We start from the raw sequence: 24,411 nt of genomic DNA, 5'->3' as shown, positions 1-24,411 counted from the left end.
TGGTGAGCCGGGCGCCGCGACTACTCGGCGAAGTCGACCCGTGCCCGGCCCACCGTCTGCGTCGCGGTTCCTGCTGGTCCCGAGCCGAAGTCCACGACGTCCCCAGATCCACCTGTGACCATGACGCTACGTGATGGACCCCCACCCGGAAACCGCCCAACGCCGACTATGTCCGTTCGGTTAGCCCGTTTCGGGCGGAAGGTGTCGATGAAAACAAATAATGGGGTACGCGCAGATCCGCCGGACAACCGCACCAGCACAGTCCCCGAGAAGCCGCGCGACCACCTGCCACTCAAGGCCGCAGCGCGACCGCCGGGACACGTCAGTGGTCACGGCGTCAGCTCACCGACGTGCTGCTTCGCTCGCCTGGACGGAGCGACCGGACCGCCGCATCAACCGGTTGCGCCGCAGTCGCGGGGCCCGGCCCGGGTGGTGAACGGCAGGGCGGCTCACGGTGGCTCGTGCGTGGGTGGCGGCTCACGATGCGGCTCTGTCGCGAGGGCGGCGGCACACCGAAGCTCACGCCGGCCGCGATGAGGTCGCACGGAAACGGTTCGTGTGCTTCCATCCCGGCCCTGGCGTTGATGAAACGCCACGCAGCCGTTACGTGTGACCTGATCCTGTGGCACGGGCGTTGCGTGTGCCCTGATCCCTGTGGCAAGGGCGTTGCGTGTGACCTCGTCCCCGTGGCACGGGCGTTGCGTGTGACCTCGTCCCTGCGGTGCCGGCGTTGCGTGTGGCCTCATCCACGCCGCCACCGCTGGCGCCGGTACGTCTCGGGCCGGGCCCCGCGACTGCGGCGCGGCCGGGCGATGCGACGGCCCACGGCGCTCCACCCAGTCAACCGAAGCAGCACGTCATCGAACGATCAACTCAAGCTGAGTGGCATTGGCGTCAGCCGGCCAGGTGCAGGGCCTCCGCGGCGGCCCGCCCGTTCGCGAGACTCGCGCCGTGCGTCACCACGAAGGCCGCCACCCCGGCCGGCCGCCAGCTCGACGGCCAGCCCATCTCGACGACGCTGACCTGTCGCGCGACGGCCAGTTTCTCCACGAGATCCCGGGCCGGTGCCGAACTGTGCAGTCGCCGGCCGACGACGACCACGGGCCGGTCACCGGCGAGCGCCGCGACCTCGTCGGCGGTCGTCGACGCCGCGACGAGGTCGACCTGCTCGATGCCGTTCAGGTGTGGGCGCAGGCCCCACGGCACGCGCCCTTCGGCGATCGAGGAGCCGGACACCAGCCGCACGACGAGGGGGGAGGGGAGGGGGGAGGGGGCCCCCTCCACGCGTACCGCCAATCGTGCCGCCGCCGCACCCAGCTCGCCGTCCGATTCCGCCGCCGGGCGCGGCGCAGCCGCCCAGGCGGCAAGCGCCGCGGTTCGCGCCGCGGCACCCTCCAGCCGCGACTGCGCGAGCCGCCCGTCCCGCACCGCCGCAGCGATCTCGAGGGCGACCTGCTCCACCAGCTCCCGTCCGACCGACGCGCCGATGCAGAGCAGGTCGGCCCCGGCGGAGAGCGCGGCCACCGCGGCGAGCGGAATGCTCCCGGCTGCCCCCGCCGCCCCGCGCATCTCCAGGGCGTCCGTCACGATCGCGCCCCGGAAGCCGAGCTCCTCGCGGAGCAGGCCGGTGAGCGCGGCCCGGCTGAACGTCGCGGGCCCGGCCCCGGTGAGTGCGGGCACCCGGATGTGGGCGCTCATCACGGCCTGCGCGCCGGCCGCCACCGCCGCGGCGAACGGCGGCAGGTCCCGCGTGCGCAGCACGTCCAGTGGCACGTCGACGGTGGGCAGTTCGAGGTGCGAGTCGCTGACCGTGGCGCCGTGGCCGGGGAAGTGTTTGGCGCAGGCCGCGACGCCTGTCGATTCCAGGCCGGTGACGGCCGCGGCGGCGTGCCGGGCGACCAGGTCGGGGTCGGCGCCGAAGGAGCGGGTTCCGATGATCGGGTTCTCGTCGGCGGTGTTGACGTCGACGGTGGGCGCGAGGTCGAGGTTCACGCCGGCGGCGGCCAGGTCGCCGCCGATGGCGGCATAGACCCGGCGGGTGAGATCCGGGTCGTCCACCGCGCCGAGGGCGGCGTTTCCGGGGTACGGGCTACCCGCGTGATGCCCCAGCCGGGTGACGTCGCCGCCCTCTTCGTCGATGGCGACCAGCACATCGGGGCGGGCCGTCCGGAGTGTCCCGGTCAGGGCGGCGAGCTGGGCGGGGTCGTCCACGTTCGTCGCGAACAGGGTGTGCCCGGCGAGCCCGTCGGCGACGAGTTCGAGCGCCCAGTCCGGCGCGGTGGCGCCGGGGAAGGCCGCGAGCAGGGTGCGCAGGGCGAGCCGGCGAAGGCCCGGATCGTGAGACATGTTGTCCTTCCGGTGGCGGGAGAGTGGTCCGGGATGCCCGCGACCTGCCATGATCGCTCGGAGTCGATGAGCCACCCTCCGGTCAGGCAACGTCGCCTACCGTTACGCTGCGGCTGCGTGTCGAGCGTCGACACTGTAACAGGAAAGAACCTTTAGTATTAGGGGACAACGCTATGGTCACCCGTCTCCCGGGCACGCCCCGGCTGCTGCGCGCACTCAACGACCGTGCGGCGCTGGACCTGCTGCTCACCCGTGGACCGCTGACGCGGGCACAGCTCGGTGAGATGACCGGCCTCAGCAAGGTCACCGCCTCCCAGCTCGTCGAGCGTCTCGAGGAACGCGGCCTGGTCCGCCGGATTGGCGAGCAGGCCGGTGGCCGTGGCCCGAACGCGCAGCTCTACGCGGTCACCCCCGGCAGCGCGTACGTGATCGGCGTGGACGTCGGCCCGGACTGCGTGGTCGCCGCCTGCGCGGACATCACCGGCACCGTCATCAGCCGTGTCGAGCAGAGCACCAAGGACACCGACGACCCGGTCGGCGTGGTGCACAACGCGGTGGTCCAGGCCGCCGGCGAGGCCGGCACCGATATGTCCTCGGTACGCCGTGTCGTGCTCGGCACCCCCGGACTCGTCGACCCGGAGTCCGGCGAGATCTCCTTCGCCCACGACCTGCCGCGCTGGCACCGGGGCCTGCTCGCCGAGCTGCGCCGGGACCTGAGCACCCCGGTCTTCTTCGGCAACGACGTGAACCTGGCCGCGGTCGCCGAGTCCGGCACCGGCGCGGCCACCGGGGTCAGCGACTTCGCGCTGATCTGGATCGGCCGCGGCGTCGGCCTCGCCACGGTGATCGCCGGCCGCCTGCACCAGGGCGCCACCGGGGCGGCCGGCGAGATCGGCTATCTGCCGGTGGCCGGCGCCGAGGTGCCGCACAACGCGTCCCGCCGTGGAGTGAAAGGCGCGTTCCAGGCGCTGGCCGGCGCCGACGCGGTCAAGGCGATCGGCAAGCAGTTCGGGTTCCGTGGCGCGGAGGCGGTCGACGTGGTGCGGGCCGCCGTCGCGGCCGGTCCGGCCGGTGAGCCGGTGCTCGACGAGCTGGCCCGGCGTCTCGCCCTCGGTGTCGCGGCGACCTGTGTGGTGCTCGACCCGCCGCTCGTGGTGCTGGCCGGCGAGGTCGGCCGGGCGGGTGACACCGCGCTGGCCGAGCGCGTGGAGCGGGAGGTCGCCGCGATCACGCTGGTCTCGCCGAAGGTCGTGGTGACCGGCGTGGCGTCCGAGCCGGTGCTGCACGGCGCCCTGCGGACGGCGCTGAACGCGGTCCGCGACGAGGTCTTCGGCTCGACCACCGACTGAGTAGGTGGTGCCGGGGAACACCACGCCCACGTGGTTGGATGGACGCGTGCTGGAGGCCGCTGTATCCATTCCGCCCGACGAGGACACCGTCATCGCCTTCGACCGCGTCAGCGTGGTCCGCGCGGGCAACTTCCTGATCCGTGACCTGTCCTGGCAGGTTGAGCTCGACGAACGCTGGGTGGTGCTGGGGCCGAACGGCGCCGGCAAGACCACCCTGCTCAACCTCGCGTCCGCCCGGATGCACCCGACCAGCGGCCAGGCGTACGTGCTGGCCGAGAAGCTGGGCCGCACCGACGTGAACGAACTGCGCACCCGGGTGGGTATCACCACCGGCCGGTTCGCCGACCAGGTGCCGCCGGGCGAGAAGGTGCTGGACGTGGTGCTCACCGCCGCCTGGTCGGTGGTCGGCCGCTGGCGGGAGAGCTACGACCCGCTGGACGAGGCCCGCGCCCGTGAGCTGCTCGAACAGCTCGGCATGACGGCGTTCGCCGACCGTGAGTTCGGGACTCTCTCCGAGGGCGAGCGCAAGCGCACCCAGATCGCCCGCGCGCTGATGACCGACCCCGAGCTGATGCTGCTGGACGAGCCGACCGCCGGTCTCGACCTGGGCGGCCGGGAGAACCTGATCGGCCACCTGAGCGAGCTGGCGCTGGACCCGGACGCCCCGGCCATGGTGCTGGTCACGCACCACGTCGAGGAGATCCCGCCGGGCTTCACCCACGCGCTGCTGCTGCGCGAGGGCGTCGCCGTCGCGGCCGGTCTGCTCGGCGAGGTGATGACCGCCGAGAACCTGACCAAGACGTTCGGGCTGCCGCTGGTGGTGGACCGGTTCGGCGACCGTTACACGGCACGGGCCGCCTGAGATGGCGCCCCGGGTCGTCGTCGCCGGCAGCGCGAACATGGACCTCGTCGGGCTGGCGCCGGCGTTGCCCCGGCCGGGTGAAACCGTGCTCGGTGACGATTTCGTGATGGCGCCCGGCGGCAAGGGCTCGAACCAGGCCATCGCGGCCGCGCGGGCCGGTGGCGCGACCACGTTCCTCGGCGCGATCGGCTCGGACGCGTTCGGGGTCACCCTGGGCGCGCGGCTGGCCGCCGCGGGCGTCGACACCGGGCGGGTACGCACGAGCTACGGCGCCTCCGGTGTCGCGGTGATCATGGTGGACCGGGCCGGCGAGAACTCCATCCTGGTCAGCCCGGGGGCGAACCGGACGTTCACCGGCCTCACCGCCGACGAGCAGTCGGTGATCGCCGGAGCCGACGTGCTGCTCTGCCAGCAGGAGATTCCGATGGAGACGGTGCACGCCGCGCTCCGGGCCGGCCGGGCCGGCGGCACCCGCACCATCCTCAACGCCGCACCGGCTCGGGACCTGCCGGCCGGCCTGCTCGACGAGGTCGACCTGCTGGTGGTCAACGAGATCGAGGCGCGGGCCATCACCGGCACGGAGGTTCATGATCCGGCCGGCATGGCGGCGCTGCTGGCGCTGGTGCCGCGGGTGGTGCTCACGCTCAGTGGCTCCGGCGCCCGGTTCGCCGACCGCGACGGCCGGGACGTGCACGTGCCGGCCTTCGCGGTGCCTGTCGCCGACACCACGGCCGCCGGCGACGCGTTCACCGGCGCCCTCGCGGTGGCCTGGGGCGAGGGCCGCGACCTGGTGGACGCGGTCCGCTGGGCCAACGCGGCAGGCGCGGTCTGCGTCCAGCGGGTGGGTGCCAGCACCGCGCTCCCGGAACGCGCCGAGATCGACCGGCTGTACGCGAGCGGGGCGAGCTGAGGCCCTCCGGTCAGGCCAGATCCCAGACCAGCTCGTCGTAGGTGCGGCCGCGCTCGGCGAGGATCCGGATCAGGGCCTCCTCGCCGGCTGCCACGGCGTCCGGGGTGCGGTCGTGCCGGCGCTCGGCGGCCCGCAGCACGCCGTAGAGCTCCTCGGCCGCGCTGATCGCGGTACGCGACGGCACCCGCCGGTTGGAGTGGTAACCGGCCACCCGTCCGGCGCTGTCGTAGGACGGAGTGACGTGCGCGAAAACCCAGTAGTGCGCTCCGTCGGCGGCGAGATTCACCACGTACGCGAAGATCTCGTTCTGGGCTTTGAGGGTGTCCCAGAGCAGCTTGAACACGGCACGCGGCATGTCCGGGTGACGGATCACGCTGTGCGGCTGCCCGACCGCCTCCTCCTCGGTGAGCGCGGACATGCGCAGGAAGACGTCGTTCGCGTACGTGATGACGCCGCGCGGGTCGGTCTTCGTGACGATCAGCTCGCCCTCGCTGAACGTGCGCTCCACCCCGCTCGGCCGGACCAGTGTCGGTTTCATGGTGACTCCGATGGTCCCCGGCCGGCCGGGCCCGCGCGCCGGGTTCGCCGATTCACGCCTCGCGGATCATCGTGACGAACCGCGAGACTTCGCCCTGCAGCACCTCGGCGAGCTGGGACAACCCACCGGACGCCAGGTCCGGTCCGCCGTCCACGGCCCGCGCGATGCCGTCGACGAGGTCGCTCATCTCGCGGATCCGCGCGGTGACCGCCTCCAGGACGCCGATCGCATCGGCCGCCGCCTGCTGGACCGTGGCGACCTGCCGCATGATCTCCTCACTGGACGCGCTCGTCTCGTTCGCGAGGGTCTTCACCTCGCCCGCGACCACGCCGAAGCCGAGCCCGGCGGTCCCGGCCCGGGCCGCCTCGATGGTGGCGTTGAGCGCCAGCAGACGGGTCTGCGCCGAGACCTTGTTGATCAGGTCGACGGCGTGCCGGATCTCGTCCGAGGAGCTGCGCAGCGAGGAGACCGTGCCCAGGCCCCGCTCCGCGTCGGTGACCGCCTCCCGGGCGAAGGAGGCCAGCCCGTTCGCCGAGGCGCCCATCTCGGTGGCCGCGGTGGCGACCTGCTCGGAGACGGTGAGCACCGCCGACTCCAGCTGGTCGGCGAGGCGCAGCCGGCCCTGCGCGGCGTCCGCGAACTCGGCGGCGGTCCGGCTCATCACCTGGTTGGAGTGGGTGATCTGCCGGGCGGCCGCCCGGTACACCCCGTTCAGGCCCTGATCGAGGAAACGCCGGTGGAACCGTCCCGCGGCGGCCGCGGCGGACGCCGCCCCCGCCTCCCGGACGAACGCGTCGACCTGGTCCAGCAGGCCGTTCACCGCCGTCCGCAGGCCGGCCGCCTCGGGCGCGTCGCCGAGCGGTGGCACCCGGGCCTCCATGTCGCCGCCGCGGGCACGGTCGCAGACGTCGGTGACCACGCGAACGGCGTCGTCCAGGGATGCGATGGGAATTCCGGCGTTCCTGCTCATGGTCCCTTCATCGTCCCCAAGACGGACGACGAGGTCCGTGATTTCCGCCGAAGCGGTCAGCGGGACACCCGCCAGGCCCAGGCGATCAGGGGCGCCTGCAGCGGCAGCCGGCCATAGGCGATCGCCCGCCGGGCCGGGGAGGCGCGCCGCCAGTCGGCGGCCATCGTGACGTTGGCGGGGAAGACCGCCGCGAAGAGCGCGGCGGCGGCGAGACCGCCGGCCCGCCGGGTCCGGGGATGTGCGACGGCGGCGGCCACTGCCAGCTCGGCCACCCCGCTGAGGTACGTCCACGTGCGCGGTGATCCGGGCAGGGACCGCGGGACGATCCGGTCGAAGGGCTTCGGGACGGCGAGGTGCAGCACACCCGTCGTGGCGAGCAGGGCGGCCAGGCCCGCGGCGTCCCGCCTCACCGGCGCACGGCCGGTTCGAGAGCCCGCTGGAGTGCCCGGTAGACCCGGCCGAACCGCTGGGCGTTGTCGGTGCGCAGCAGCAGCACGTCGCCGCCCGGCACGCGGCCCCAGATCTCCAGGCTGCGGCTCCCCCGGTCGTACGACCTGTCGACCCGCTCGAGCAGCAGGTCGGCGACGGGCACGACGGCGAGGCCGACCAGGACACCGCCGACCAGGAAGGCGAGCGTGGTGGCGAAGGTGGCCTCGATGACCAGCGCCACGCCGATGGCGAGCACGCCGGCCGCGAGCGGCAGCAGCATGGTGAGCCCGAGCGCGCCGCGCCGGGCGATGACGCCCCAGTCCCGGGCGCCTCGCGTGTACCAGACCCGGATCAGCTCGGGCAGCCGGAAGTCCTGGTTGTTCATGTGGACGCCGGACGATGTGATGAGCACTTCCGGGTCCCGGTAGTACGTCGTCATTTCCCCTCCCAGAGACCCCCCAATGTAATCGGTACCCGGCATAGGCTGTCGGCCAAACGACCCAGCGCGAGGAGGCACGGGTGGGCGAGTTCGTACGGCTCGAGGTGTCCGGTGGCATCGGGACGATCCGGCTCGACCGGCCACCGATGAACGCGGTCAACGTGCGGGTCCAGGAGGAGTTGCGGGAGGCCGCGCAGGCCGCGTCCGCCGACGACGAGATCCGCGCGGTGGTCGTCTTCGGCGGCGAGAAGGTCTTCGCGGCCGGCGCCGACATCACCGAGTTCACCACCGCCACCTACTCGCGGATGGTGTCCCGGGCCGGCGCGCTGACCAGCGCGATCGATACCGTCGCCCGGATCCCGAAACCGGTCGTCGCCGCGATCACCGGGTACGCGCTGGGCGGCGGATGTGAGCTGGCTCTCGCCTGCGACTGGCGGGTGGTCGCGGACGACGCCAAGCTGGGCCAGCCGGAGGTGAAGCTCGGGCTCATCCCGGGCGCCGGCGGCACCCAGCGGCTGGCCCGCCTGATCGGCCCGGCCAAGGCCAAGGACCTGATCTTCTCCGGCCGGATGGTGGACGCCGAGGAGTCCCTGCGGATCGGTCTCGCCGACCGGGTCGTCCCGGCCGCGGAGGTCTACGCGACGGCGCTCGACCTGGTCCGCCCGTTCGTCACCGGCCCGGCGCTCGCGCTGCGCGCCGCGAAACAGGCGATCGACGGCGGACTGGACGTGGACCTCGATTCCGGCCTTGCGCTGGAGTCGCACCTGTTCACCGGGCTGTTCGCGACCGACGACCGGGTGGAGGGAACCACCGCTTTCGTCGAGAAGCGGCGGCCGAAGTTCACCGGCAGGTAGTGGAGGGACCGATACGGGTCCGTCATTGCCTAGACTGCGGTCATGTCCATCGACCAGGGTGGTCCGAAGCGGTACGCCCTCGGCATCGACTTCGGCACCTCGAACACCGTCGCCGTGGCGCGATGGCCGGACGGCCGTGCCCGGCCGATCCTGGTCGACGGCTCCCCGCTGCTGCCGTCGGCCGTCTACGCCGACGCCGCGGGCAACCTGCTCGTCGGGCGGGACGCGGTGCACAGCGCCCGGCTCGACCCGGCGCGGTTCGAGCCGAACCCGAAACGCCGCGTCGACGACGGCCTGGTGCTGCTCGGCGAGCGGGAGTTCGAGACCGTCGAGCTGATCGCGGCGGTGCTGGCCCGGGTCGTCGAGGAGTGGCACCGGGCGGTCGGGCCGTACCGGCCGGAGACCACGCTGACCTGCCCGGCCAGCTGGGGCTCGGCGCGCCGCACCCTGCTCGCCGAGGCGGCCGCGCGAGCCGGTCTGGAGAGCGTCCGCCTGGTCGCCGAGCCGGTCGCCGCAGCGACGTACTTCGCCGAGGTGCTCGGGCGCGACGTGCCGATCGGCTCGGTCGTGGTGGTGCACGACTTCGGGGCCGGCACGTTCGACGCGAGCGTGGTGGCGCGTACCTCGTCGGGGTTCGAGGTTCTGGCCGTGGACGGCCGGGACGATCTCGGCGGCCTGGACGTGGACGCGGCGATCGTGGAGCACCTGCGGACCGACGGCTGGCAGCCGCTGATGGAACCGGCGACAGTCGAGGAGCGGCGCGCCCGGCGGCAGCTCTGGGACGACGTGCGGATCGCCAAGGAGCGGCTCTCCCGGGCGCAGGCCGCGGACTTCGTGGTGCCGCTGCTGGACACCGAGGCGCACCTCACCCGCGAGGAGCTGGAGACGGTGGCCCGGCCGGTGCTGGACCAGACCGTCGAGATCACCCGGAACCTGCTGCGCTGGGCCGACCTGCCGGACGGCCGGCTGGCCGGCGTCTTCCTGGTCGGCGGCGCGAGCCGGATCCCGCTGGTCGCCACGCTGCTGCACCGCGAGCTGGGCGACCCGCCGGTGGTGATCGAACAGCCGGAGCTGGTGGTGGCCGAGGGCAGCATCCTGGCCGGCGCGGCGCTGCTGGCGAGCGAGCCGGCCGCGCCCGGGCCCACCGAGGAGCTGCGGCTGCCCTCGAAGTACCTCCCGGCCGAGAAGGCCGGCGCCGAGCCGGACGGCGCGACGGTCGTGGCCGGCCGGCTCCCGGCCGCCGTGTCCGGCGCCCCGCTGACCGCGGTGGCCGGTCCGACCGAGGAACGACCCGCGGTGACCACGCCGGTCGCCGTGCAGCCGTCGGCCGAGCTGGCCGCCGAGGCCGAGGCGGCGACGGCGCTCGCCGATCGCCCGGAGCCGGCCGCCGACTCCCCGGACGAGGCGGGTCCGGCGGAGGACGGCCCGACAGCGGTGCGGGTGTCAGGCCCGTTCCCGGTTCCCGGGCCGCTCGCCACGGAGAACCTCGGCGAGACCCCGCCACCGGACCAGCCGGCACCGAGCTCGGCCGGGGCGGACCGCCGGGACGAGGCCGCGCCGCTGCCGAAGCGGACGCCGCAGCGGGTCGAGGCCGCCGAGCCGGAGCCGCAGCGGTTCGAACCCGAGCACACGGACCTGCCGCCGCATCTGCGACCGCCGGTCGACCCGTGGCCGCACGCCGACCCGTCGACCTGGCGACCCGATCCGGACGCCACGGCCGCCACTGCGCCGCCGCGGAACGACGGGTGGCCGTCAGCCGTACCCCCGAGGCAGGCCGGACCGGCGCCGCGCGCGACGCGGCAGGCGCCGCCGGTGGTGGCACACGCCCGGCCGATCTCCCCGATGGGCGCGCAGACGCGTCCGGTCTCGCCGGTGATGGGGTCGGCACGCCCGGTTCCGCCGGCGCGGGCGGTCGCGGCCGCGCCGCGTGCGCCGCAGCGACCGCAGCCACCCGGTCCTGACCCGCAGCCCGACCTGCGGAAACGTTCCGGCAAGCAGAAACCGCAGCAGAAACCGCAGCGGAAACCGAAGCGGCGCGGGCGGATGCTGCGGGCGGTGCAGATCCTGATCAGCCTGATGGCGATGGTGGTCGTGCCGCTCGTCGCGCTGGTGCTGGCGTACGGGTACGCGAACGGTAAGCCGCTGCCGCAGGACGCGGTGAACGTCTTCGAGGACATCGCCAGGCTTGTCGGCCTGGGCTGACCGACCGGCGGGGCCGGCCGGCGTGACGGACGGGAGCGGGCATGGGCGAGACGATCGAGGGGCACGGCGGCGAGCTGGCGCTGGCGGCGCTGCGGGCACACGGGATCACCGAGATGTTCACGCTCTCCGGCGGGCACGTCTTCCCCCTGTACGCGGCCGCGCACGACGCCGGTTTCGGCGTCTACGACGTGCGCCACGAGCAGTCCGCGGTCTTCGCCGCCGAGGCGGTGGCGAAACTGCGGCGCCGTCCCGGGCTCGCCGTGCTGACCGCCGGTCCCGGTGTGACGAACGGCATCTCCGCCGTGACCAGCGCCCACTTCAACGGCTCGCCGGTGCTGGTGCTCGGCGGGCGCGCGCCGGCCTTCCGCTGGGGCTCCGGCAGCCTCCAGGAGATCGATCACGTCCCGCTGGTCACGCCGATCACCCGGTACGCCGCGACGGTCCCGGCCACCGCGTCGATCCCCGGTGAGATCGCCGCCGCGCTGACCGCCGCGCTCACCCCGCACCGCGGGCCGGCGTTCCTCGACCTCCCGCTCGAAGTGATCTTCTCAACAGCGGAGGCGCCGCGGCCGGGGGAGCTCGCGATCGCGGTCACCGAAGCCGACCCGGACGACGTGGCCACCGCCGCCGAGCTGCTCGCCACCGCGCAGCGGCCGGTGATCGTGGCCGGCTCGGACGTCTGGAGCCTGGGCGCCGTCGACGAGCTCCGGCACGCCGCCGAGGAGCTGAACGTCCCGGTCTTCACCAACGGTATGGGCCGGGGCGTCCTGCCACCCGGGCATCCGCTGGCGTTCGCCCGGGCCCGCCGGCCGGCCCTGGCCGAGGCCGACGTGGTCGCGGTGATCGGCACGCCGCTCGACTTCCGGCTCGGGTTCGGCGATTTCGGTGCGGCCCGGGTGGTGCACGTCGTGGCCGCGCCGGAGCAGCGGGCCACGCATCTGACGCCTGCCGCCGCGCCCGCCGGTGACCTGTGCCGGACGCTGACCGCGCTGGCCGCCTGGACCGGCCGGCGGGCCGATCATGCGGAGTGGGTGGCCGGGCTGCGGGCCGCCGAGGACGCCGGGAAGGCCCGCGACGCCGCCGAGACGGCCGCGGAGACCGACCCGATCCGGCCGGCCCGCGTCTACGGCGAGCTGCGGCGGATCCTGGAGCCGGACGCCGTGACGATCGGGGACGGCGGGGACTTCGTCTCGTACGCGGGCCGGTACCTGGAACCGTCCCGTCCCGGCACGTGGCTGGACCCCGGACCGTACGGATGTCTCGGCACCGGGCTGGGCTACGCCATGGGCGCCCGGGTCGTCCATCCCGACCGGCAGATCTGCGTGCTGATGGGCGACGGCGCGGCCGGGTTCTCGCTGATGGACGCCGAGTCGCTGGTCCGGCAGAACCTGCCCGTGGTGATCGTGGTCGGCAACAACGGCATCTGGGGGCTGGAGAAGCACCCGATGCGCGCGATGTACGGCTATGACGTGGCCGCCGATCTGACGCCGGGGCTGCGTTACGACGAGGTGGTGCGGGCGCTCGGCGGCGCGGGCGAGACGGTGGAGAAGGCCGGCGAGATCGGGCCGGCGCTGCGTCGGGCGTTCGCGGCGGGGGTCCCGTACCTGGTGAATGTCCTCACCGACCCGGCCGACGCTTACCCCCGGAGCTCGAACCTGGCCTAGCTAGGGCTTCTTTTCGTCTTTTTGTTCGCCATCCGGCTGTTCCTCGTCGTGCTTCTCGGCGGTCTGGCTCTCCCCGGACTGGTTCAGCTCCCGCTCCCAGTTCGCCAGCATCTCGCGCTCCCGGCGGGACTGCTCGACATTCATCGAACGCAGGAACTCCGGGTCGTCATCCGGTGACGAGGGGCGGGCCGGCGCGCGGCGGGCGGCGACCGGACGGCCCCAGGCGAAATAGGCGACCGGACCGGCGATCGGGATGAGAAGGATCACCAGAACCCAGACCGCGCGCGGCAGGTGGCGGACGCGATCCGCGGAGAGACCGCTGATCAGCGCGAGGATCAGCAGGACGAGCGCCGCCGCGGCCAAGAGGATGAACAACCGGACCATGCCGCAATGATGCCCCGCCGGAGCCGGGACGGCGACGATCAGAGCATGACAACCCATCCGGCGAGCGCCGCCAGCGCCACGGTGATCAGCGCGTAGGCCCGGATCGACCGCGGAACGACGGCCGGGACGGGGGCGCGCAGACCGGGAGCGCGGTGCAGGGCGATGCCGACCAGGGCGGCCCAGCAGATCATCGCGCCGGCCGCGGCCAGCCATTCCGGCGGGCCGGCGCCGGGGGAGAAGGCGGGCCGGACGGAGAGCAGCGCCACCGCGGCGGCGGAGAGGCCGGTACGGCGCCAGGCCAGCCGGGTGCGCTGGGGCGCCGCCCCGGGGTCGGTGGCCGCGCCCGGTGTGGGATCAGGCATCGAATACAGAAGATCAGAAGACCTGGACCAGCACGGCGACGATCAGCGCCACCGCGCCGACCGCCACCACCAGCGCGAGCACCGCGGGGAAGCGGGACCGGGGGAGGTCCACGCCGAGCCGCATGGCGCGTTCGGTGCGCGCCCAGTGATCCACGGCGCGCAGCGCGACCAGGCCGCCGAGCAGCAGCAACAGGATGGAGATGATCTCGCGGAGGTGCTCGATCGGGAGCGGCGGCAGGAACTGGGCGCAGGCCAGGCCGCCCGCGATCAGCGCGAGGCCGGTGCGGATCCAGGCGAGAAACGTCCGTTCGTTGGCGAGCGAGAACCGGTAGTCCGGGGTGGTGCCCACCTTCGACGATCTTTCCGGGTCGAACCACAGCGTCAGGTCACCGAGCACGACGCCGATTATTGACCTGCCGGGTCAAGAAGGGGGTGCCACAGGGTGCGGACTTCGTCACTGACGCAGGCCTCCCGGGGGCGGCCGCAGAGGCACCACGGAGAGTCAGGCCCGGCGCGGCCGTGGGACTGAGGCGCCGTTAAGTTGCCGGGTGAGAGATTATGGGGCGTGGGCGGGCTGGTGTCGTCCACGAGTGAGACGTTTTGGCCGGACATGTCGTGACACCTCCTCTGTGCTCACTGTAGCGATCGTGATCGTCTCGTGGGTGAGGTGTGTCACTCTGGGTGGCCGGCAACACGGAAGCTACTGGCGGGTAACCTTGCCGACATGTCCGCCGCGAAGGTGCGAGATGCCGGCGGACGGGCGACCGCAACGGTGCGTTCAATACAGGAGGGTCGTAGGAGCGCGATGAATATCGTCGTACTGGTCAAGCAGGTACCCGACTCCGGTGCCGAGCGCACCCTGAGCGCCGACTACTCGGTGGACCGGGCGTCCTCGAGCAACGTCATCAACGAGATGGACGAATACGCCATCGAGGAAGCGCTGAAGATCAAGGAAGCGCACGGCGGCGAGGTGACCGTCCTGACGGTCGGCCCGGCCGGCGCGACCGAGTCGATCCGCAAGGCGCTCTCCATGGGCCCCGACAAGGCCGTCCACGTTCAGGACGACGCCCTCCACGGCTCCTGCGCGGTCGCCACCTCCAAGGTCCTCGCCGCCGCTCTCGGCACGCTCAACGCCGACCTGATCCTCTGCGGCGCGGAGTCCACCGACGGCCGCGTCCAGGTCGTGCCGCACATGCTGGCCGAGCGTCTCGGCGTGGCCGCCCTGACCGGCGCCCGCAAGCTGACCGTGGACGGCTCGCAGCTGACCGTCGAGCGGCAGACCGACGAGGGCTACGAGGTCGTCACGGCCGCCACCCCGGCGATCGTGAGCGTCTGGGACACCATCAACGAGCCTCGGTACCCGTCCTTCAAGGGCATCATGGCCGCCAAGAAGAAGCCGGTGCAGAGCCTGAGCCTGGCCGACCTGGGCGTCGCTGCCGACGAGGTCGGCTTCGCCGGCGCCACCAGCCAGGTGCTGGAGTTCTCGAAGCGGCCGGCGCGTTCCGGCGGCACCAAGGTCATCGACGAGGGCGACGGCGGCACGCAGCTTGTCGCGTTCCTCGCCACCGAGAAGTTCGTCTGAGCCGGGAGAGGTAGAGGACATGGCTGAGGTATTGGTCGTCGTCGAGGCCGGCGTCAAGAAGGTCACGCTGGAGATGCTCACGATCGCTCGCGGTCTGGGCTCGGTCTCCGCGGTGGTGTTCGGCGAGGCCGACACCGCCAAGCTCGGTGAGTACGGCGCCGAGAAGATCTACGTGGCGTCCGGCGAGGACGTCGAGGGCTACCTGGTCGCCCCGAAGGCCGCCGTCGTGGCCGAGCTGGTCAACCGGGTGCAGCCGGCCGCCGTGCTGCTGGGCTCCACCCAGGAGGGCAAGGAGATCGCCGGTCGCCTGGCGGTCAAGCTGGACAACGGCCTGCTCACCGACGCGGTCGCGGTCGAGGCCGACGGCACCGCCACCCAGGTGGTCTTCGCCGGCTCCACGATCGTCAAGTCCAAGGTCACCAAGGGCCTGCCGATCGTCACCATCCGCCCGAACTCGGTCACACCGGAGCCCGCCGCGGCGTCGCCCGCGATCGAGCAGCTGACCGTCACGGTGTCCGACAAGGACAAGCTGACCAAGGTCGTCGAGCGGGTCGTCGAGCAGAAGGGCTCGCGCCCCGAGCTCACCGAGGCCGGCATCGTCGTCTCCGGTGGCCGCGGCGTCGGCAACGCCGACAACTTCAAGCTGGTCGAGGAGCTCGCCGACCTGCTCGGCGGCGCGGTCGGCGCGTCCCGCGCGGCGGTCGACTCGGGTTACTACCCGCACCAGTTCCAGGTCGGCCAGACCGGCAAGACCGTGTCGCCGCAGCTCTACGTTGCGCTCGGCATCTCCGGCGCGATCCAGCACCGGGCCGGCATGCAGACCTCGAAGACCATCGTCGCGGTGAACAAGGACGCCGAGGCGCCGATCTTCGAGCTCGCCGACTTCGGTGTCGTGGGCGACCTCTTCAAGGTCGTCCCGCAGGCCGCCGACGAGGTGCGCAAGCGTAAGTGAGCCACGTGCTCGCGAACGGCCCGGTGGTTCGCCGCCGGGCCGTTTCGGTTTATTGGGTACGGGCGGATTGTTCCCGTACCCACAGAATTTGACCTTGATCTCGGGCGGCTGGACGGCTGGAGGTTTCCGGCTGAGCACGGCCTAAGCTTGGACGTGATGGCCTACCTGGATCACGCGGCGACCACGCCGATGCTTCCCGCCGCGCTCGACGCCTACGTCGAGGCGGCGCGGGAGGTCGGCAATCCGTCGTCCCTGCATGCCGCCGGTCGCGGCGCCCGGCGCCTGGTCGAGGAGTCGCGCGAGCGGATCGCCGCGGTGCTCGGCGCACGCCCCTCCGAAGTGATCTTCACGGGTGGCGGGACCGAGAGCGACAACCTGGCGGTCAAAGGCATCTTCTGGTCGCGGCGTGCGGCCGACCCCGCGCGCGACCTCGTGGTCGTCTCCTCGGTCGAGCATCACGCGGTGCTGGACGCGGCCGACTGGCTGGGCGCGCGGGAGGGCGCCCAGGTGGTGACGCTGCCGGTGGACGGCGACGGCCGGGTGCTGCCCGCGGCGGTGGCCGAGCTGATCGCCGAGGCCGGCGAGCGGATCGCCGTGATCAGCGTGCAGTGGGCGAACAACGAGGTCGGCACGATCCAGCCGATCGCCGAGCTGGCCGGTCTCGCGGCCGCCGCCGGCATCCCGTTCCACACCGACGCGGTCCAGGCGGCCGGCCAGATCCCGGTCGACTTCGCGGCGAGCGGCGCGGCCGCGCTCACGCTCACCGGGCACAAGCTCGGTGGCCCGGTCGGGGTGGGCGCGCTGCTGCTGGGCCGGGACGTGGCGGTCACCCCGCTGCTGCACGGCGGCGGGCAGGAACGCGACGTGCGCTCCGGGACCCTGGACACGGCCGGTGTGGTGGCGTTCGCCACCGCCGTCGAGGCAGCGGTCAAGACCCGCGACGAGTACGCGCAGCGCGTCGCCGCCCTCCGTGACGACCTGGTGGCCCGGGTCCGGGCGCTGATCCCCGATGTGATCTTCAACGGCGCGGCCGGGGAGCGGCTCCCCGGCAACGCGCACTTCTCCTTCCCCGGCTGCGAGGGCGATGCGCTGCTGCTGCTCCTGGACGCGCAGGGGGTCTACTGCTCGACCGGCTCGGCCTGCTCGGCCGGCGTGGCCCAGCCGAGCCACGTGCTGCTCGCGATGGGTGCCGACGACGCGCGGGCGCGGTCCTCGCTGCGGTTCACGCTCGGCCACGACAGCACCGGCGAGGACGTCGAGGCGCTGCTCGCCGCGCTGCCCGGCGCCGTCGAGCGTGCCCGCCGGGCCGGAGCGTGGAAGACACCCAGATAGGCTGGTGTCATGCGAGTTCTTGCGGCGATGTCGGGTGGTGTCGATTCCGCGGTGGCGGCGGCGCGGGCCCGTGACGCCGGGCACGACGTCACCGGCGTCCACCTGGCGCTGGCGCGTAACCCACAGACGTTCCGGACCGGAGCGCGCGGCTGCTGCACCCTGGAGGACTCCCGGGACGCGCGCCGCGCCGCCGATGTGATCGGCATCCCGTTCTACGTCTGGGACATGGCGGAGGAGTTCCACGACAGCGTGGTCGACGACTTCGTGAACGAGTACGCGGCGGGCCGCACGCCGAACCCGTGCCTGCGCTGCAACGAGAAGATCAAGTTCGCGGCGGTGCTGGACCGGGCGGTGGCGCTCGGCTTCGACGCGGTGGTCACCGGCCACCACGCCCGGCTGGGCGCCGACGGGCTGCTGCGGCGCAGCGTCGACCTGGCGAAAGACCAGTCGTACGTGCTGGCCGTGCTGACCCGGGCGCAGCTGGACCGGGCGATGTTCCCGCTCGGCGACTCGACCAAGGAGCGGGTCCGGGCCGAGGCCGCGGAGCGCGGGCTGGCCGTCGCCGACAAGCCCGACTCGCACGACATCTGCTTCATCTCCGACGGTGACACCCGTGGCTTCCTGGAGAGCCGGCTCGGGTCGGCCCCCGGCGACATCGTGGACGGGCGGACCGGCGAGAAACTGGGCACCCACAACGGGGCTTACGGCTTCACCATCGGTCAGCGCAAGGGCCTCGATCTGCGCGTCCCGGCCGCTGACGGCCGGCCGCGCTACGTGCTGTCGATCACCCCGGTGTCGAACACGGTGACGGTCGGCCCGCGTGAGGACCTCGAGGTCGACGTGGTCAGCGCCGCTCGTCCGATCTGGCACTCCGCGGCGGACATCTCGGACTGCGAGGTGCAGCTGCGGGCCCACGGCGAGGTGGTCGAGGCCTCCGTGTCGGTGGCCGGTGACGTGCTGACCGCCCGCTTGAAGTCGCCGGCTCGCGGTGTCGCCGCCGGTCAGGCCATCGTCGCCTACCAGCCGGACGCCGACGGTGACATCGTGCTGGGCTCCGCGACGATCACCGAGGGAAGCCGGGCCGCCGTCGATGCCTGATTTCCCCTGGCCGGCCGGTTCCGCCACCGGCATCGGCTCGCTGCCCGGCACCGACATCGACGAGGCGCAGCGGATCGTCTTCGGCGAGCTGCCGCTGCTGCCGCATCTCGCCGAGCTGCCGGGCCGTGGCCCGGGCGCCGACATGATCGGCCGGGGCGCCGGGTTCCTGGTCGAGTTGCCGGTGCAGCTCTACGCCGGCCGCTGGCAGATCGCCTCGCGGCCCGGCAAGGACCAGCGTCGCACGGCTGACCTGCTGGAACGAGACCTGGACCAGCTCACCGAGCAGGGCGACGGGTTCACCGGCACGCTGAAGGTCCAGGCGACCGGGCCGTGGACCCTGGCCGCCGGCCTGGACCTGCCGATCGGCGGCCGTCTGCTGCGTGACCCGGGCGCGGTCCGGGACTTGACCGACTCGCTCGCCGAGGGCCTCCGGCGGCACGTCGCCGACGTGCGCAAACGTGTTCCGGGCGCGACGGTGCTGCTGCAGCTCGACGAGCCGTCGCTGCCCGCCGTGCTGGCCGGCCGGGTGCCGACCGAGAGCGGCCTCTCCGCCTATCGGGAGGTGGACGGCCCGGACGCCGCCACCCGCCTGCGTACCGTCGTCTCCGCCGTCGAGGTGCCGGTCGTCGTCCACTGCTGCGCTCCCTCGGTGCCGCTGCAGGTGATCCGGGACGCCACGGCCTCCGCGGTGGCGCTCGACCTGTCGCTGGTCAAGGACCTCGACCCGCTCGGTGAGGCGATCGAGGCCGGACTGGGCGTCTTCGCCGGCGCGGCGCCGTCGACCGGGACGACCCGGCCGGACGCCAAGGCGGTCGCCGAGCGGGTGAGCACGCTCTGGCGGCGGCTGGGCTTCCCGGCGGCGCGCCTGCCCGAGCAGGTGGTGATCACGCCGGCCTGCGGCCTGGCGGGCGCCTCGCCGGGGTACGCGCGAGCGGTCCTCACCGCGATCACCGAAGCGGGGCGCCGGATCTCCGAGGTGTGACCCCGGGATTTGTCGGTGGGTGGGGCTACGGTGCTCCTAGGTATCCACTGACCAGGGGGTTGCGTTGATCGAGGATCCGACACCACAGGCGAGCGCGCGGCACGCCGAGCTGGCCGACGAGATCCGCGGTCATCAGTACCGCTATTACGTGCTCGACGCGCCGACGATCCCGGACGCCGACTTCGACGTGCTCCTGCGCGAGCTGGAGGCGCTGGAGACCGAGTTCCCCGCGTTGCGCACGCCCGACTCGCCCACGCAGAACGTGGGCGGCACCTTCTCCACGCAGTTCACGCCGGTGCAGCACGCCGAGCGGATGATGTCGCTCGACAACGTGTTCAACTTCGACGAGCTGACGGCGTGGTCCGAGCGGACCGTGCGGGACGCGGGCGGCCCGGTCGGCTTCCTCTGCGAGCTCAAGGTCGACGGTCTGGCGATCAACCTGACCTATGAGAAAGGCCGTCTGATCCGGGGCGCGACCCGCGGTGACGGGCGCACCGGTGAGGATGTGACGCCCAACGTGCGGACCATCCGGGAGATCCCGGAGCGGCTGCTCGGCGACGACGTGCCCGATCTGCTCGAGGTGCGCGGCGAGATCTACTTCCCGGCCGAGGCGTTCGCCGATCTGAACGCGACGCTCGTCGAGCAGGGCAAGCCGCCGTTCGCCAACCCGCGTAACGCGGCCGCCGGGAGCCTGCGGCAGAAGGACCCGCGGGTCACCGCCTCCCGCGGCCTGCGGATGGTGGTGCACGGCATCGGCGCGCGGGAGGGCTTCCACCCGGCGTCCCAGGCGCACGCCTACGACGCGTTGCGGGCCTGGGGTTTGCCGACCAGCACCCGGTGGAGGCTTGTCGACGACATGGCCGGCGTCCGCGAGTTCATCGACTACTACGGCAAGCACCGGCACGACGTGGAGCACGAGATCGACGGCGTGGTGGTCAAGGTCGACGACGTGGCGATCCAGGGCCGGCTCGGGTCGACCAGCCGGGCGCCGCGGTGGGCGATCGCCTTCAAGTACCCGCCGGAGGAGGTCACCACCAAGCTGCTCGACATCGCGGTGAACGTGGGACGCACCGGCCGGGTCACGCCGTTCGCCGTGCTCGAGCCGGTGAAGGTGGCCGGTTCGGTGGTCGCGCAGGCCACCCTGCACAACGAGCAGGAGGTGGCCCGCAAGGGCGTGCTGATCGGCGACACCGTGGTGCTGCGCAAGGCCGGCGACGTGATCCCGGAGATTCTCGGCCCGGTGATGGACCTGCGACCGGCCGACGCGCGCCCGTTCGTCATGCCGTCCGCCTGCCCGGACTGCGGTACCCCGCTCGCCCCGGCGAAAGAGAGCGACATCGACATCCGCTGCCCGAACGCGGAGTTCTGCCCCGGTCAGCGCCGCGAGCGGCTGGGCTACGTGGGCAGCCGGGACGTGCTCGACATCGAGGTGCTGGGCGCGAAAGCCGCGCGGGCGCTGCTCGACTCCGGCGTGCTGCACGACGAGGGCGATCTGTTCGGGCTCACCGAGGAGCACCTGCGTCAGGTGCCGTTCTTCGTGAAACAGAACGGCGAGCTGAGCGCCAACGCCGGCAAGATGCTGCAGAGCCTGGCCGAGGCGAGATCCCGCCCGCTGGCCCGGATCCTGGTGGCGCTCTCGATCCGCCATGTCGGCCCGACGGCGGCCCAGGCGCTGGCGGCCGAGTTCGGGTCGATGACGGCTCTGGAGGAGCTGCTCGCCCGGACGGCGGCCGAGCCCGGGGTGGTGGCGGCGACCGCCGAGGCCGCCGAGAAAGCGGAGAGCGCGGAGAAAGCGGCGAGCGCGGATAGCGCGGAGAAAGCGGCGAGCGCGGAGAAAGCGGAGAGCGGGGAGAACGCGGAGAGCGGGGAGAACGCGGAGGACACCGAGGCTGCGGAGGCCGCGCGGAAGGCCAAGGCGGTCGACCCTCTCGCCGCCGTCGAGGGCGTGGGGCCGATCATCGCGGACAGCCTGCGGGAGTGGTTCACCGTTCCGTGGCACCGGGAGATCGTCGCGAAGTGGCGTGCGGCCGGCGTGAAGATGGCCGACGAGCGGGTCGACTCCGGCCCGCGCCCGCTGGAGGGTGTGACGGTAGTGGTCACCGGCACGCTGGCCGGCTTCACCCGCGACCAGGCCGCCGAGGCGGTGACGTCGCGCGGCGGCAAGGTGAGCGGCTCGGTCTCGAAGAAGACCGGCTTCGTGGTGGTCGGGGAGAACCCGGGCAGCAAGCACGACAAGGCGATCGCGCTGAAGGTTCCGGTGCTCGACGAGGCCGGTTTCGCGGTTCTGCTGGACAGCGGCCCGGAAGCGGCGCGCGAGGCTGCCGAGGGCTGACCGGGTCACCCAGGAGGAGGAATTGGTGCCATTCTGGCGTGGTGGAGGCTATGTCGCTTTAGTAACTGATGGGTAGTTTAGCCTAGAAGGCACCATGTGGATCTATGGTGTAGGCGATCGGTGATCAAGGCCGTCATGGAGGTCGCATGGATGCCGCTCGCCTGCACACGGCCGGCTCGTCCCCCGCCGGCGCGGACGTCACGCGCACGGATGTCACACGCATGGACGCGGGGTGCATGGACACCATGCGTCTGGAGGCCGCATGCCCGGATGGGCCGCACCCGGATGCCCCGCATCCGGATGTCACGCACCTGGATGCCGCGCATCCGGATGTCACGCGGCTCGACCTCATGCGGCCGGATCTCGGCCGGCCGGTCGCCGGCCGTCCGAGCGGCGGCGGTGCCGGCGACGCGGCCGGAGACGACGCCAGGGCGGACGCGCGGCACCGGCGCACGATCATCGTCACGACGATCGGCTCGATCGCCGGCGGCCTGATCCTCTGGGCGGCCGACCCGGGCGCCTTCGCCGGGTTGCCCGCCGCCTTCTGGGTGATGGCCGTCCTGGCGCTGATCGCGGACGCCCGTCCCTACCTGGTCCCCGGGCGCCGGGCCAGCGCGATCATCCTTCCGTCGATCTGCTTCACGTTCGCGATCCTGCTGGCCTGGGGCGGCCCGCCGGCACTGGCGGTGCAGATCGCGGCGGTGACCGTCGCCGGGGTGCGGCTGCGCCATTCCGTCCGCCGTACCGTCCATCTGGCTCTTCAGCACGCGGTCGCGCTCGGCGCGGCCGCCGCGGTCGCCGGTCTCACCGGCCTGCGCATCGGCCCGGCCGAGCTGGGCCTCGCCACCGGCGGGCCGGGCCTCGCGCCGGACGGCTCGGGCCTGGCAACCGGGGCGGCCGGAGCGGTGGGGGCGGCCGGTCCGAGCTGGCGGGACGCCGCCCTGACCTGCGCCGCGGCCGCTGCCTGGATCGCCGCCCGGTACGCGGTGGCCGCCTGCGTGCGCCGCTGGACCGCCGACAGCAAACCGCGCACCCACCGCCGCCGCGGGCGCGCCGATCTGCTCGCCACCGCGGCGCTGCTGCTGCTCGGGCCGATCCTGCTGGTCGCGGCCGTGGTGAGCCCGGCGCTGCTGCCGCTGGCCCTGCTCGCGCTGCACGCCGTGCACCGGATGGTCCGCTGGGCGGGCGAGTCCGAGCGGGCCGCCCGGTTCGACGCGCTCACCGGCCTGCCGAACCGCCGGGCGCTGCAGGCCGCGATCGCGGACCGCTCCCCGGACCGCCGCCGTGCGCTGCTGCTGCTGGACCTGGACCAGTTCCGGACCGTCAACGACGCCCTCGGCCACGGCGCCGGCGACCGCCTGCTGGCCCGGGTCGCGGACCGTCTCACCACCGTGGTCCCGTCCCATGACCTGGTGGTCCGCCTCGGCGGGGACGAGTTCGCGGTGCTCGCCACCCGGGTCGAGGGCCCGGCGTCGGCCCGCCGCATCGCGCAGCACCTGGGTGAAGCGCTGAGCGACCCGTTCCCGCTGGACGGCATGCCGGTGGAGCTGAGCGCCTCGATCGGGATCTCGCTGCAGTCCGGCCGCCGGGACGCCGGCACGCTGCTGCGCGAGGCCGAGGCCGCGATGTACGAGGCGAAGCAGCGCGGCGACCAGGTGGCGGTGCACGGACCGGACGCCGCGCACCACTCCCCGGACCGGCTGGCGCTGCTGGCCGAGCTGCGGACCGCCCTGCGCGAGGACGACGACGGAATAACGCTCTTCTACCAGCCGCAGATCGCGATCGCGACGGGCGAGGTGATCGGCGTGGAGGCGCTGCTGCGCTGGTGTCACCCGCACCGCGGCACGGTCGGGCCGGAGGAGCTGCTGCGGGTGGCCGAGCCGACCCCGGTGATGCGGCTGCTCACCGCCCGTGTGCTGGAGGAGGTGATCGCCCAGCTGGCGCTCTGGCTCGCGGAGGACCGGCCGTTGCGGGCCGCGGTCAACGTGAGCGCCCGTGACCTGCACTCCGGTGACATCGCGGACCGGGTCGGCGCACTGCTCCAGCGGTACGCCGTCCCCGCCGACCTGCTCCAGCTGGAGATCACCGAGAGCGCGCTGATGGCCGACCCGTTCCGGGTGCTGGAGACCACCACGCGGCTCAGCCGGATGGGCGTGGCGATCTCGCTGGACGACTTCGGCACCGGTTACTCGTCGTTGCAGCACCTGCGCCGGCTGCCGCTCTCCGAGGTGAAGATCGACAGGTCGTTCGTGCTGGGGATGGCGACGGACCGGGGCGACGCGGCGATCGTACGCTCGGTGGTGGCTCTCGCCGATTCGCTCGGCCTGCGCGCCGTGGCGGAGGGGGTCGAGGACGAGGCGACCTGGCGGCTCCTGGCCGCCGCCGGGTGTCACACCGCGCAGGGCTGGTTCCACGCCCGCCCGATGCCGGCCGCCGATCTCGCCGAGTGGCTGGCCCGGTACCGGCCGGTCCAGCCCCGGAAAATAGAATCAGGCAAACCGTCGAACCAATAGAGGGGGCAGGATGGCCGCCATCTCCCGCGAAGAGGTAGCGCATCTGGCGCGCCTGTCGCGGCTCGCCGTGACCGAAGAGGAGCTCGATCGATTCGCGGGTCAGCTCGATGTGATCCTGCAGTCGGTCGCCCGGGTCGGTGAGGTGGCCGCGGACGACATCCCGCCGACCTCGCACTCGGTTCCGCTGACCAACGTGTACCGCGAGGACGTTCCTGCCCCGAGCCTGACGCAGGAGGAGGCGCTCTCCGGCGCGCCGGACGCCTACGAGGCCCGGTTCCGGGTGCCGCGCATCCTGGACGAGGAGGAATGAC

The 24,411-nt window shown here is 73.0% G+C and carries 22 protein-coding genes; 14 read left to right on the top strand and 8 right to left on the bottom strand.

Annotation, left to right across the window (positions count from 1 at the left end):
* Positions 1 to 894: 894 nt before the first annotated feature.
* A complete protein-coding gene (locus AMIS_RS35315; protein ID WP_014447263.1) occupies positions 895 to 2,346 on the bottom strand; it encodes a glycoside hydrolase family 3 N-terminal domain-containing protein in 1,452 nt (483 codons plus the stop codon).
* Positions 2,347 to 2,519: 173 nt separating this feature from the next.
* Between AMIS_RS35315 and AMIS_RS35310 the strand changes: the two genes are divergently transcribed.
* The 3 genes from AMIS_RS35310 to AMIS_RS35300 are packed head-to-tail and all read left to right on the top strand — an operon-like array spanning position 2,520 to position 5,467.
* Positions 2,520 to 3,695, top strand: a complete 1,176-nt coding sequence (locus tag AMIS_RS35310) for an ROK family transcriptional regulator (protein ID WP_014447262.1) — start codon at positions 2,520 to 2,522, stop codon at positions 3,693 to 3,695.
* Between the two features lie 46 nt (positions 3,696 to 3,741).
* Positions 3,742 to 4,557, top strand: coding sequence for an ABC transporter ATP-binding protein (locus AMIS_RS35305; protein WP_041830266.1), 816 nt, complete (start codon positions 3,742 to 3,744; stop codon positions 4,555 to 4,557).
* A gap of 1 nt (position 4,558) precedes the next feature.
* Positions 4,559 to 5,467 carry a ribokinase gene (locus tag AMIS_RS35300; RefSeq protein WP_014447260.1) on the top strand — a complete coding sequence of 303 codons (909 nt, stop codon included), beginning with the start codon at positions 4,559 to 4,561 and terminating at the stop codon, positions 5,465 to 5,467.
* A 10-nt stretch (positions 5,468 to 5,477) separates the two neighbouring features.
* Here AMIS_RS35300 and AMIS_RS35295 read toward each other — a convergent pair whose 3' ends face one another.
* From AMIS_RS35295 to AMIS_RS35280, 4 genes are read right to left on the bottom strand one after another with little or no spacing between them, the layout of a single operon-like run.
* The gene (locus AMIS_RS35295; protein WP_014447259.1) at positions 5,478 to 6,005 is read right to left on the bottom strand and encodes a PAS domain-containing protein; all 528 of its coding nucleotides are present in this window, start codon (positions 6,003 to 6,005) and stop codon (positions 5,478 to 5,480) included.
* Between the two features lie 52 nt (positions 6,006 to 6,057).
* Entirely contained in the window at positions 6,058 to 6,975 is a 918-nt protein-coding gene (locus tag AMIS_RS35290; RefSeq protein ID WP_014447258.1) for a methyl-accepting chemotaxis protein, read from the bottom strand.
* 56 nt (positions 6,976 to 7,031) lie between these two features.
* Positions 7,032 to 7,385 (bottom strand): DoxX family protein, encoded by a 354-nt coding sequence (locus tag AMIS_RS35285; RefSeq protein ID WP_014447257.1) that lies wholly within the window; start codon positions 7,383 to 7,385, stop codon positions 7,032 to 7,034.
* Positions 7,382 to 7,843 carry a DUF6232 family protein gene (locus AMIS_RS35280; protein ID WP_014447256.1) on the bottom strand — a complete coding sequence of 154 codons (462 nt, stop codon included), beginning with the start codon at positions 7,841 to 7,843 and terminating at the stop codon, positions 7,382 to 7,384. The genes AMIS_RS35285 and AMIS_RS35280 overlap by 4 nt, the downstream gene beginning before the upstream one ends.
* 80 nt (positions 7,844 to 7,923) lie before the next feature.
* Here AMIS_RS35280 and AMIS_RS35275 point away from each other — a divergent pair, with 80 nt between their 5' ends.
* The 3 genes from AMIS_RS35275 to AMIS_RS35265 are packed head-to-tail and all read left to right on the top strand — an operon-like array spanning position 7,924 to position 12,563.
* Positions 7,924 to 8,697 carry an enoyl-CoA hydratase/isomerase family protein gene (locus tag AMIS_RS35275; protein ID WP_014447255.1) on the top strand — a complete coding sequence of 258 codons (774 nt, stop codon included), beginning with the start codon at positions 7,924 to 7,926 and terminating at the stop codon, positions 8,695 to 8,697.
* A 42-nt stretch (positions 8,698 to 8,739) separates the two neighbouring features.
* Positions 8,740 to 10,899, top strand: a complete 2,160-nt coding sequence (locus tag AMIS_RS44420; RefSeq protein WP_014447254.1) for an Hsp70 family protein — start codon at positions 8,740 to 8,742, stop codon at positions 10,897 to 10,899.
* Positions 10,900 to 10,940: 41 nt separating this feature from the next.
* Entirely contained in the window at positions 10,941 to 12,563 is a 1,623-nt protein-coding gene (locus AMIS_RS35265; protein WP_014447253.1) for an acetolactate synthase, read from the top strand.
* Here the strand turns inward: AMIS_RS35265 and AMIS_RS35260 are convergent, their stop codons facing one another.
* From AMIS_RS35260 to AMIS_RS35250, 3 genes are read right to left on the bottom strand one after another with little or no spacing between them, the layout of a single operon-like run.
* Positions 12,564 to 12,947, bottom strand: coding sequence for a PLD nuclease N-terminal domain-containing protein (locus AMIS_RS35260; RefSeq protein WP_014447252.1), 384 nt, complete (start codon positions 12,945 to 12,947; stop codon positions 12,564 to 12,566). It abuts the gene before it with no gap.
* 38 nt (positions 12,948 to 12,985) lie between these two features.
* The gene (locus tag AMIS_RS35255) at positions 12,986 to 13,309 is read right to left on the bottom strand and encodes a DUF202 domain-containing protein (RefSeq protein WP_014447251.1); all 324 of its coding nucleotides are present in this window, start codon (positions 13,307 to 13,309) and stop codon (positions 12,986 to 12,988) included.
* Between the two features lie 13 nt (positions 13,310 to 13,322).
* Entirely contained in the window at positions 13,323 to 13,706 is a 384-nt protein-coding gene (locus AMIS_RS35250; RefSeq protein ID WP_014447250.1) for a YidH family protein, read from the bottom strand.
* Between the two features lie 408 nt (positions 13,707 to 14,114).
* Between AMIS_RS35250 and AMIS_RS35245 the strand changes: the two genes are divergently transcribed.
* The 8 genes from AMIS_RS35245 to gatC all read left to right on the top strand — a co-directional run bounded on the left by AMIS_RS35245 (position 14,115) and on the right by gatC (position 24,410).
* A complete protein-coding gene (locus tag AMIS_RS35245) occupies positions 14,115 to 14,891 on the top strand; it encodes an electron transfer flavoprotein subunit beta/FixA family protein (RefSeq protein WP_014447249.1) in 777 nt (258 codons plus the stop codon).
* 19 nt (positions 14,892 to 14,910) lie between these two features.
* On the top strand, positions 14,911 to 15,843 hold the full coding sequence (locus AMIS_RS35240; RefSeq protein WP_014447248.1) for an electron transfer flavoprotein subunit alpha/FixB family protein: 933 nt from the start codon (positions 14,911 to 14,913) through the stop codon (positions 15,841 to 15,843).
* A 156-nt stretch (positions 15,844 to 15,999) separates the two neighbouring features.
* Positions 16,000 to 17,175 carry a cysteine desulfurase family protein gene (locus AMIS_RS35235; RefSeq protein ID WP_041831596.1) on the top strand — a complete coding sequence of 392 codons (1,176 nt, stop codon included), beginning with the start codon at positions 16,000 to 16,002 and terminating at the stop codon, positions 17,173 to 17,175.
* 9 nt (positions 17,176 to 17,184) lie between these two features.
* Positions 17,185 to 18,273 (top strand): tRNA 2-thiouridine(34) synthase MnmA, encoded by a 1,089-nt coding sequence (gene mnmA, locus AMIS_RS35230; protein ID WP_014447246.1) that lies wholly within the window; start codon positions 17,185 to 17,187, stop codon positions 18,271 to 18,273.
* Positions 18,266 to 19,255, top strand: a complete 990-nt coding sequence (locus tag AMIS_RS35225; RefSeq protein ID WP_014447245.1) for a uroporphyrinogen decarboxylase/cobalamine-independent methonine synthase family protein — start codon at positions 18,266 to 18,268, stop codon at positions 19,253 to 19,255. Before mnmA ends, AMIS_RS35225 begins: the two co-directional genes overlap by 8 nt.
* Positions 19,256 to 19,319: 64 nt before the next feature.
* The gene (ligA, locus tag AMIS_RS35220; protein WP_014447244.1) at positions 19,320 to 21,587 is read left to right on the top strand and encodes an NAD-dependent DNA ligase LigA; all 2,268 of its coding nucleotides are present in this window, start codon (positions 19,320 to 19,322) and stop codon (positions 21,585 to 21,587) included.
* Between the two features lie 146 nt (positions 21,588 to 21,733).
* On the top strand, positions 21,734 to 24,100 hold the full coding sequence (locus AMIS_RS35215) for a putative bifunctional diguanylate cyclase/phosphodiesterase (RefSeq protein WP_014447243.1): 2,367 nt from the start codon (positions 21,734 to 21,736) through the stop codon (positions 24,098 to 24,100).
* Between the two features lie 10 nt (positions 24,101 to 24,110).
* The gene (gatC, locus tag AMIS_RS35210; protein ID WP_014447242.1) at positions 24,111 to 24,410 is read left to right on the top strand and encodes an Asp-tRNA(Asn)/Glu-tRNA(Gln) amidotransferase subunit GatC; all 300 of its coding nucleotides are present in this window, start codon (positions 24,111 to 24,113) and stop codon (positions 24,408 to 24,410) included.
* The last annotated feature ends 1 nt before the right edge of the window (position 24,411 follow it).

It is taken from the genome of Actinoplanes missouriensis 431, from assembly GCF_000284295.1.
Lineage (GTDB): Bacteria > Actinomycetota > Actinomycetes > Mycobacteriales > Micromonosporaceae > Actinoplanes > Actinoplanes missouriensis.
This window is presented reverse-complemented; position numbering and strand designations above follow the sequence as displayed.

Excerpts from the sequence above, each read along its gene's own strand:
- AMIS_RS35260 (WP_014447252.1), bottom strand. The coding sequence starts at position 12,947 with ATGGTCCGGTTGTTCATCCTCTTGGCCGCGGCGGCGCTCGTCCTGCTG.
- AMIS_RS35265 (WP_014447253.1), top strand. The coding sequence starts at position 10,941 with ATGGGCGAGACGATCGAGGGGCACGGCGGCGAGCTGGCGCTGGCGGCG.
- AMIS_RS35245 (WP_014447249.1), top strand. The coding sequence starts at position 14,115 with ATGAATATCGTCGTACTGGTCAAGCAGGTACCCGACTCCGGTGCCGAG.
- AMIS_RS44420 (WP_014447254.1), top strand. The coding sequence starts at position 8,740 with ATGTCCATCGACCAGGGTGGTCCGAAGCGGTACGCCCTCGGCATCGAC.
- AMIS_RS35290 (WP_014447258.1), bottom strand. The coding sequence starts at position 6,975 with ATGAGCAGGAACGCCGGAATTCCCATCGCATCCCTGGACGACGCCGTT.
- AMIS_RS35280 (WP_014447256.1), bottom strand. The coding sequence starts at position 7,843 with ATGACGACGTACTACCGGGACCCGGAAGTGCTCATCACATCGTCCGGC.
- AMIS_RS35235 (WP_041831596.1), top strand. The coding sequence starts at position 16,000 with ATGGCCTACCTGGATCACGCGGCGACCACGCCGATGCTTCCCGCCGCG.
- AMIS_RS35295 (WP_014447259.1), bottom strand. The coding sequence starts at position 6,005 with ATGAAACCGACACTGGTCCGGCCGAGCGGGGTGGAGCGCACGTTCAGC.
- gatC (WP_014447242.1), top strand. The coding sequence starts at position 24,111 with ATGGCCGCCATCTCCCGCGAAGAGGTAGCGCATCTGGCGCGCCTGTCG.
- mnmA (WP_014447246.1), top strand. The coding sequence starts at position 17,185 with ATGCGAGTTCTTGCGGCGATGTCGGGTGGTGTCGATTCCGCGGTGGCG.
- AMIS_RS35215 (WP_014447243.1), top strand. The coding sequence starts at position 21,734 with ATGGATGCCGCTCGCCTGCACACGGCCGGCTCGTCCCCCGCCGGCGCG.
- AMIS_RS35300 (WP_014447260.1), top strand. The coding sequence starts at position 4,559 with ATGGCGCCCCGGGTCGTCGTCGCCGGCAGCGCGAACATGGACCTCGTC.
- AMIS_RS35225 (WP_014447245.1), top strand. The coding sequence starts at position 18,266 with ATGCCTGATTTCCCCTGGCCGGCCGGTTCCGCCACCGGCATCGGCTCG.
- AMIS_RS35310 (WP_014447262.1), top strand. The coding sequence starts at position 2,520 with ATGGTCACCCGTCTCCCGGGCACGCCCCGGCTGCTGCGCGCACTCAAC.
- AMIS_RS35255 (WP_014447251.1), bottom strand. The coding sequence starts at position 13,309 with ATGCCTGATCCCACACCGGGCGCGGCCACCGACCCCGGGGCGGCGCCC.
- AMIS_RS35315 (WP_014447263.1), bottom strand. The coding sequence starts at position 2,346 with ATGTCTCACGATCCGGGCCTTCGCCGGCTCGCCCTGCGCACCCTGCTC.
- AMIS_RS35240 (WP_014447248.1), top strand. The coding sequence starts at position 14,911 with ATGGCTGAGGTATTGGTCGTCGTCGAGGCCGGCGTCAAGAAGGTCACG.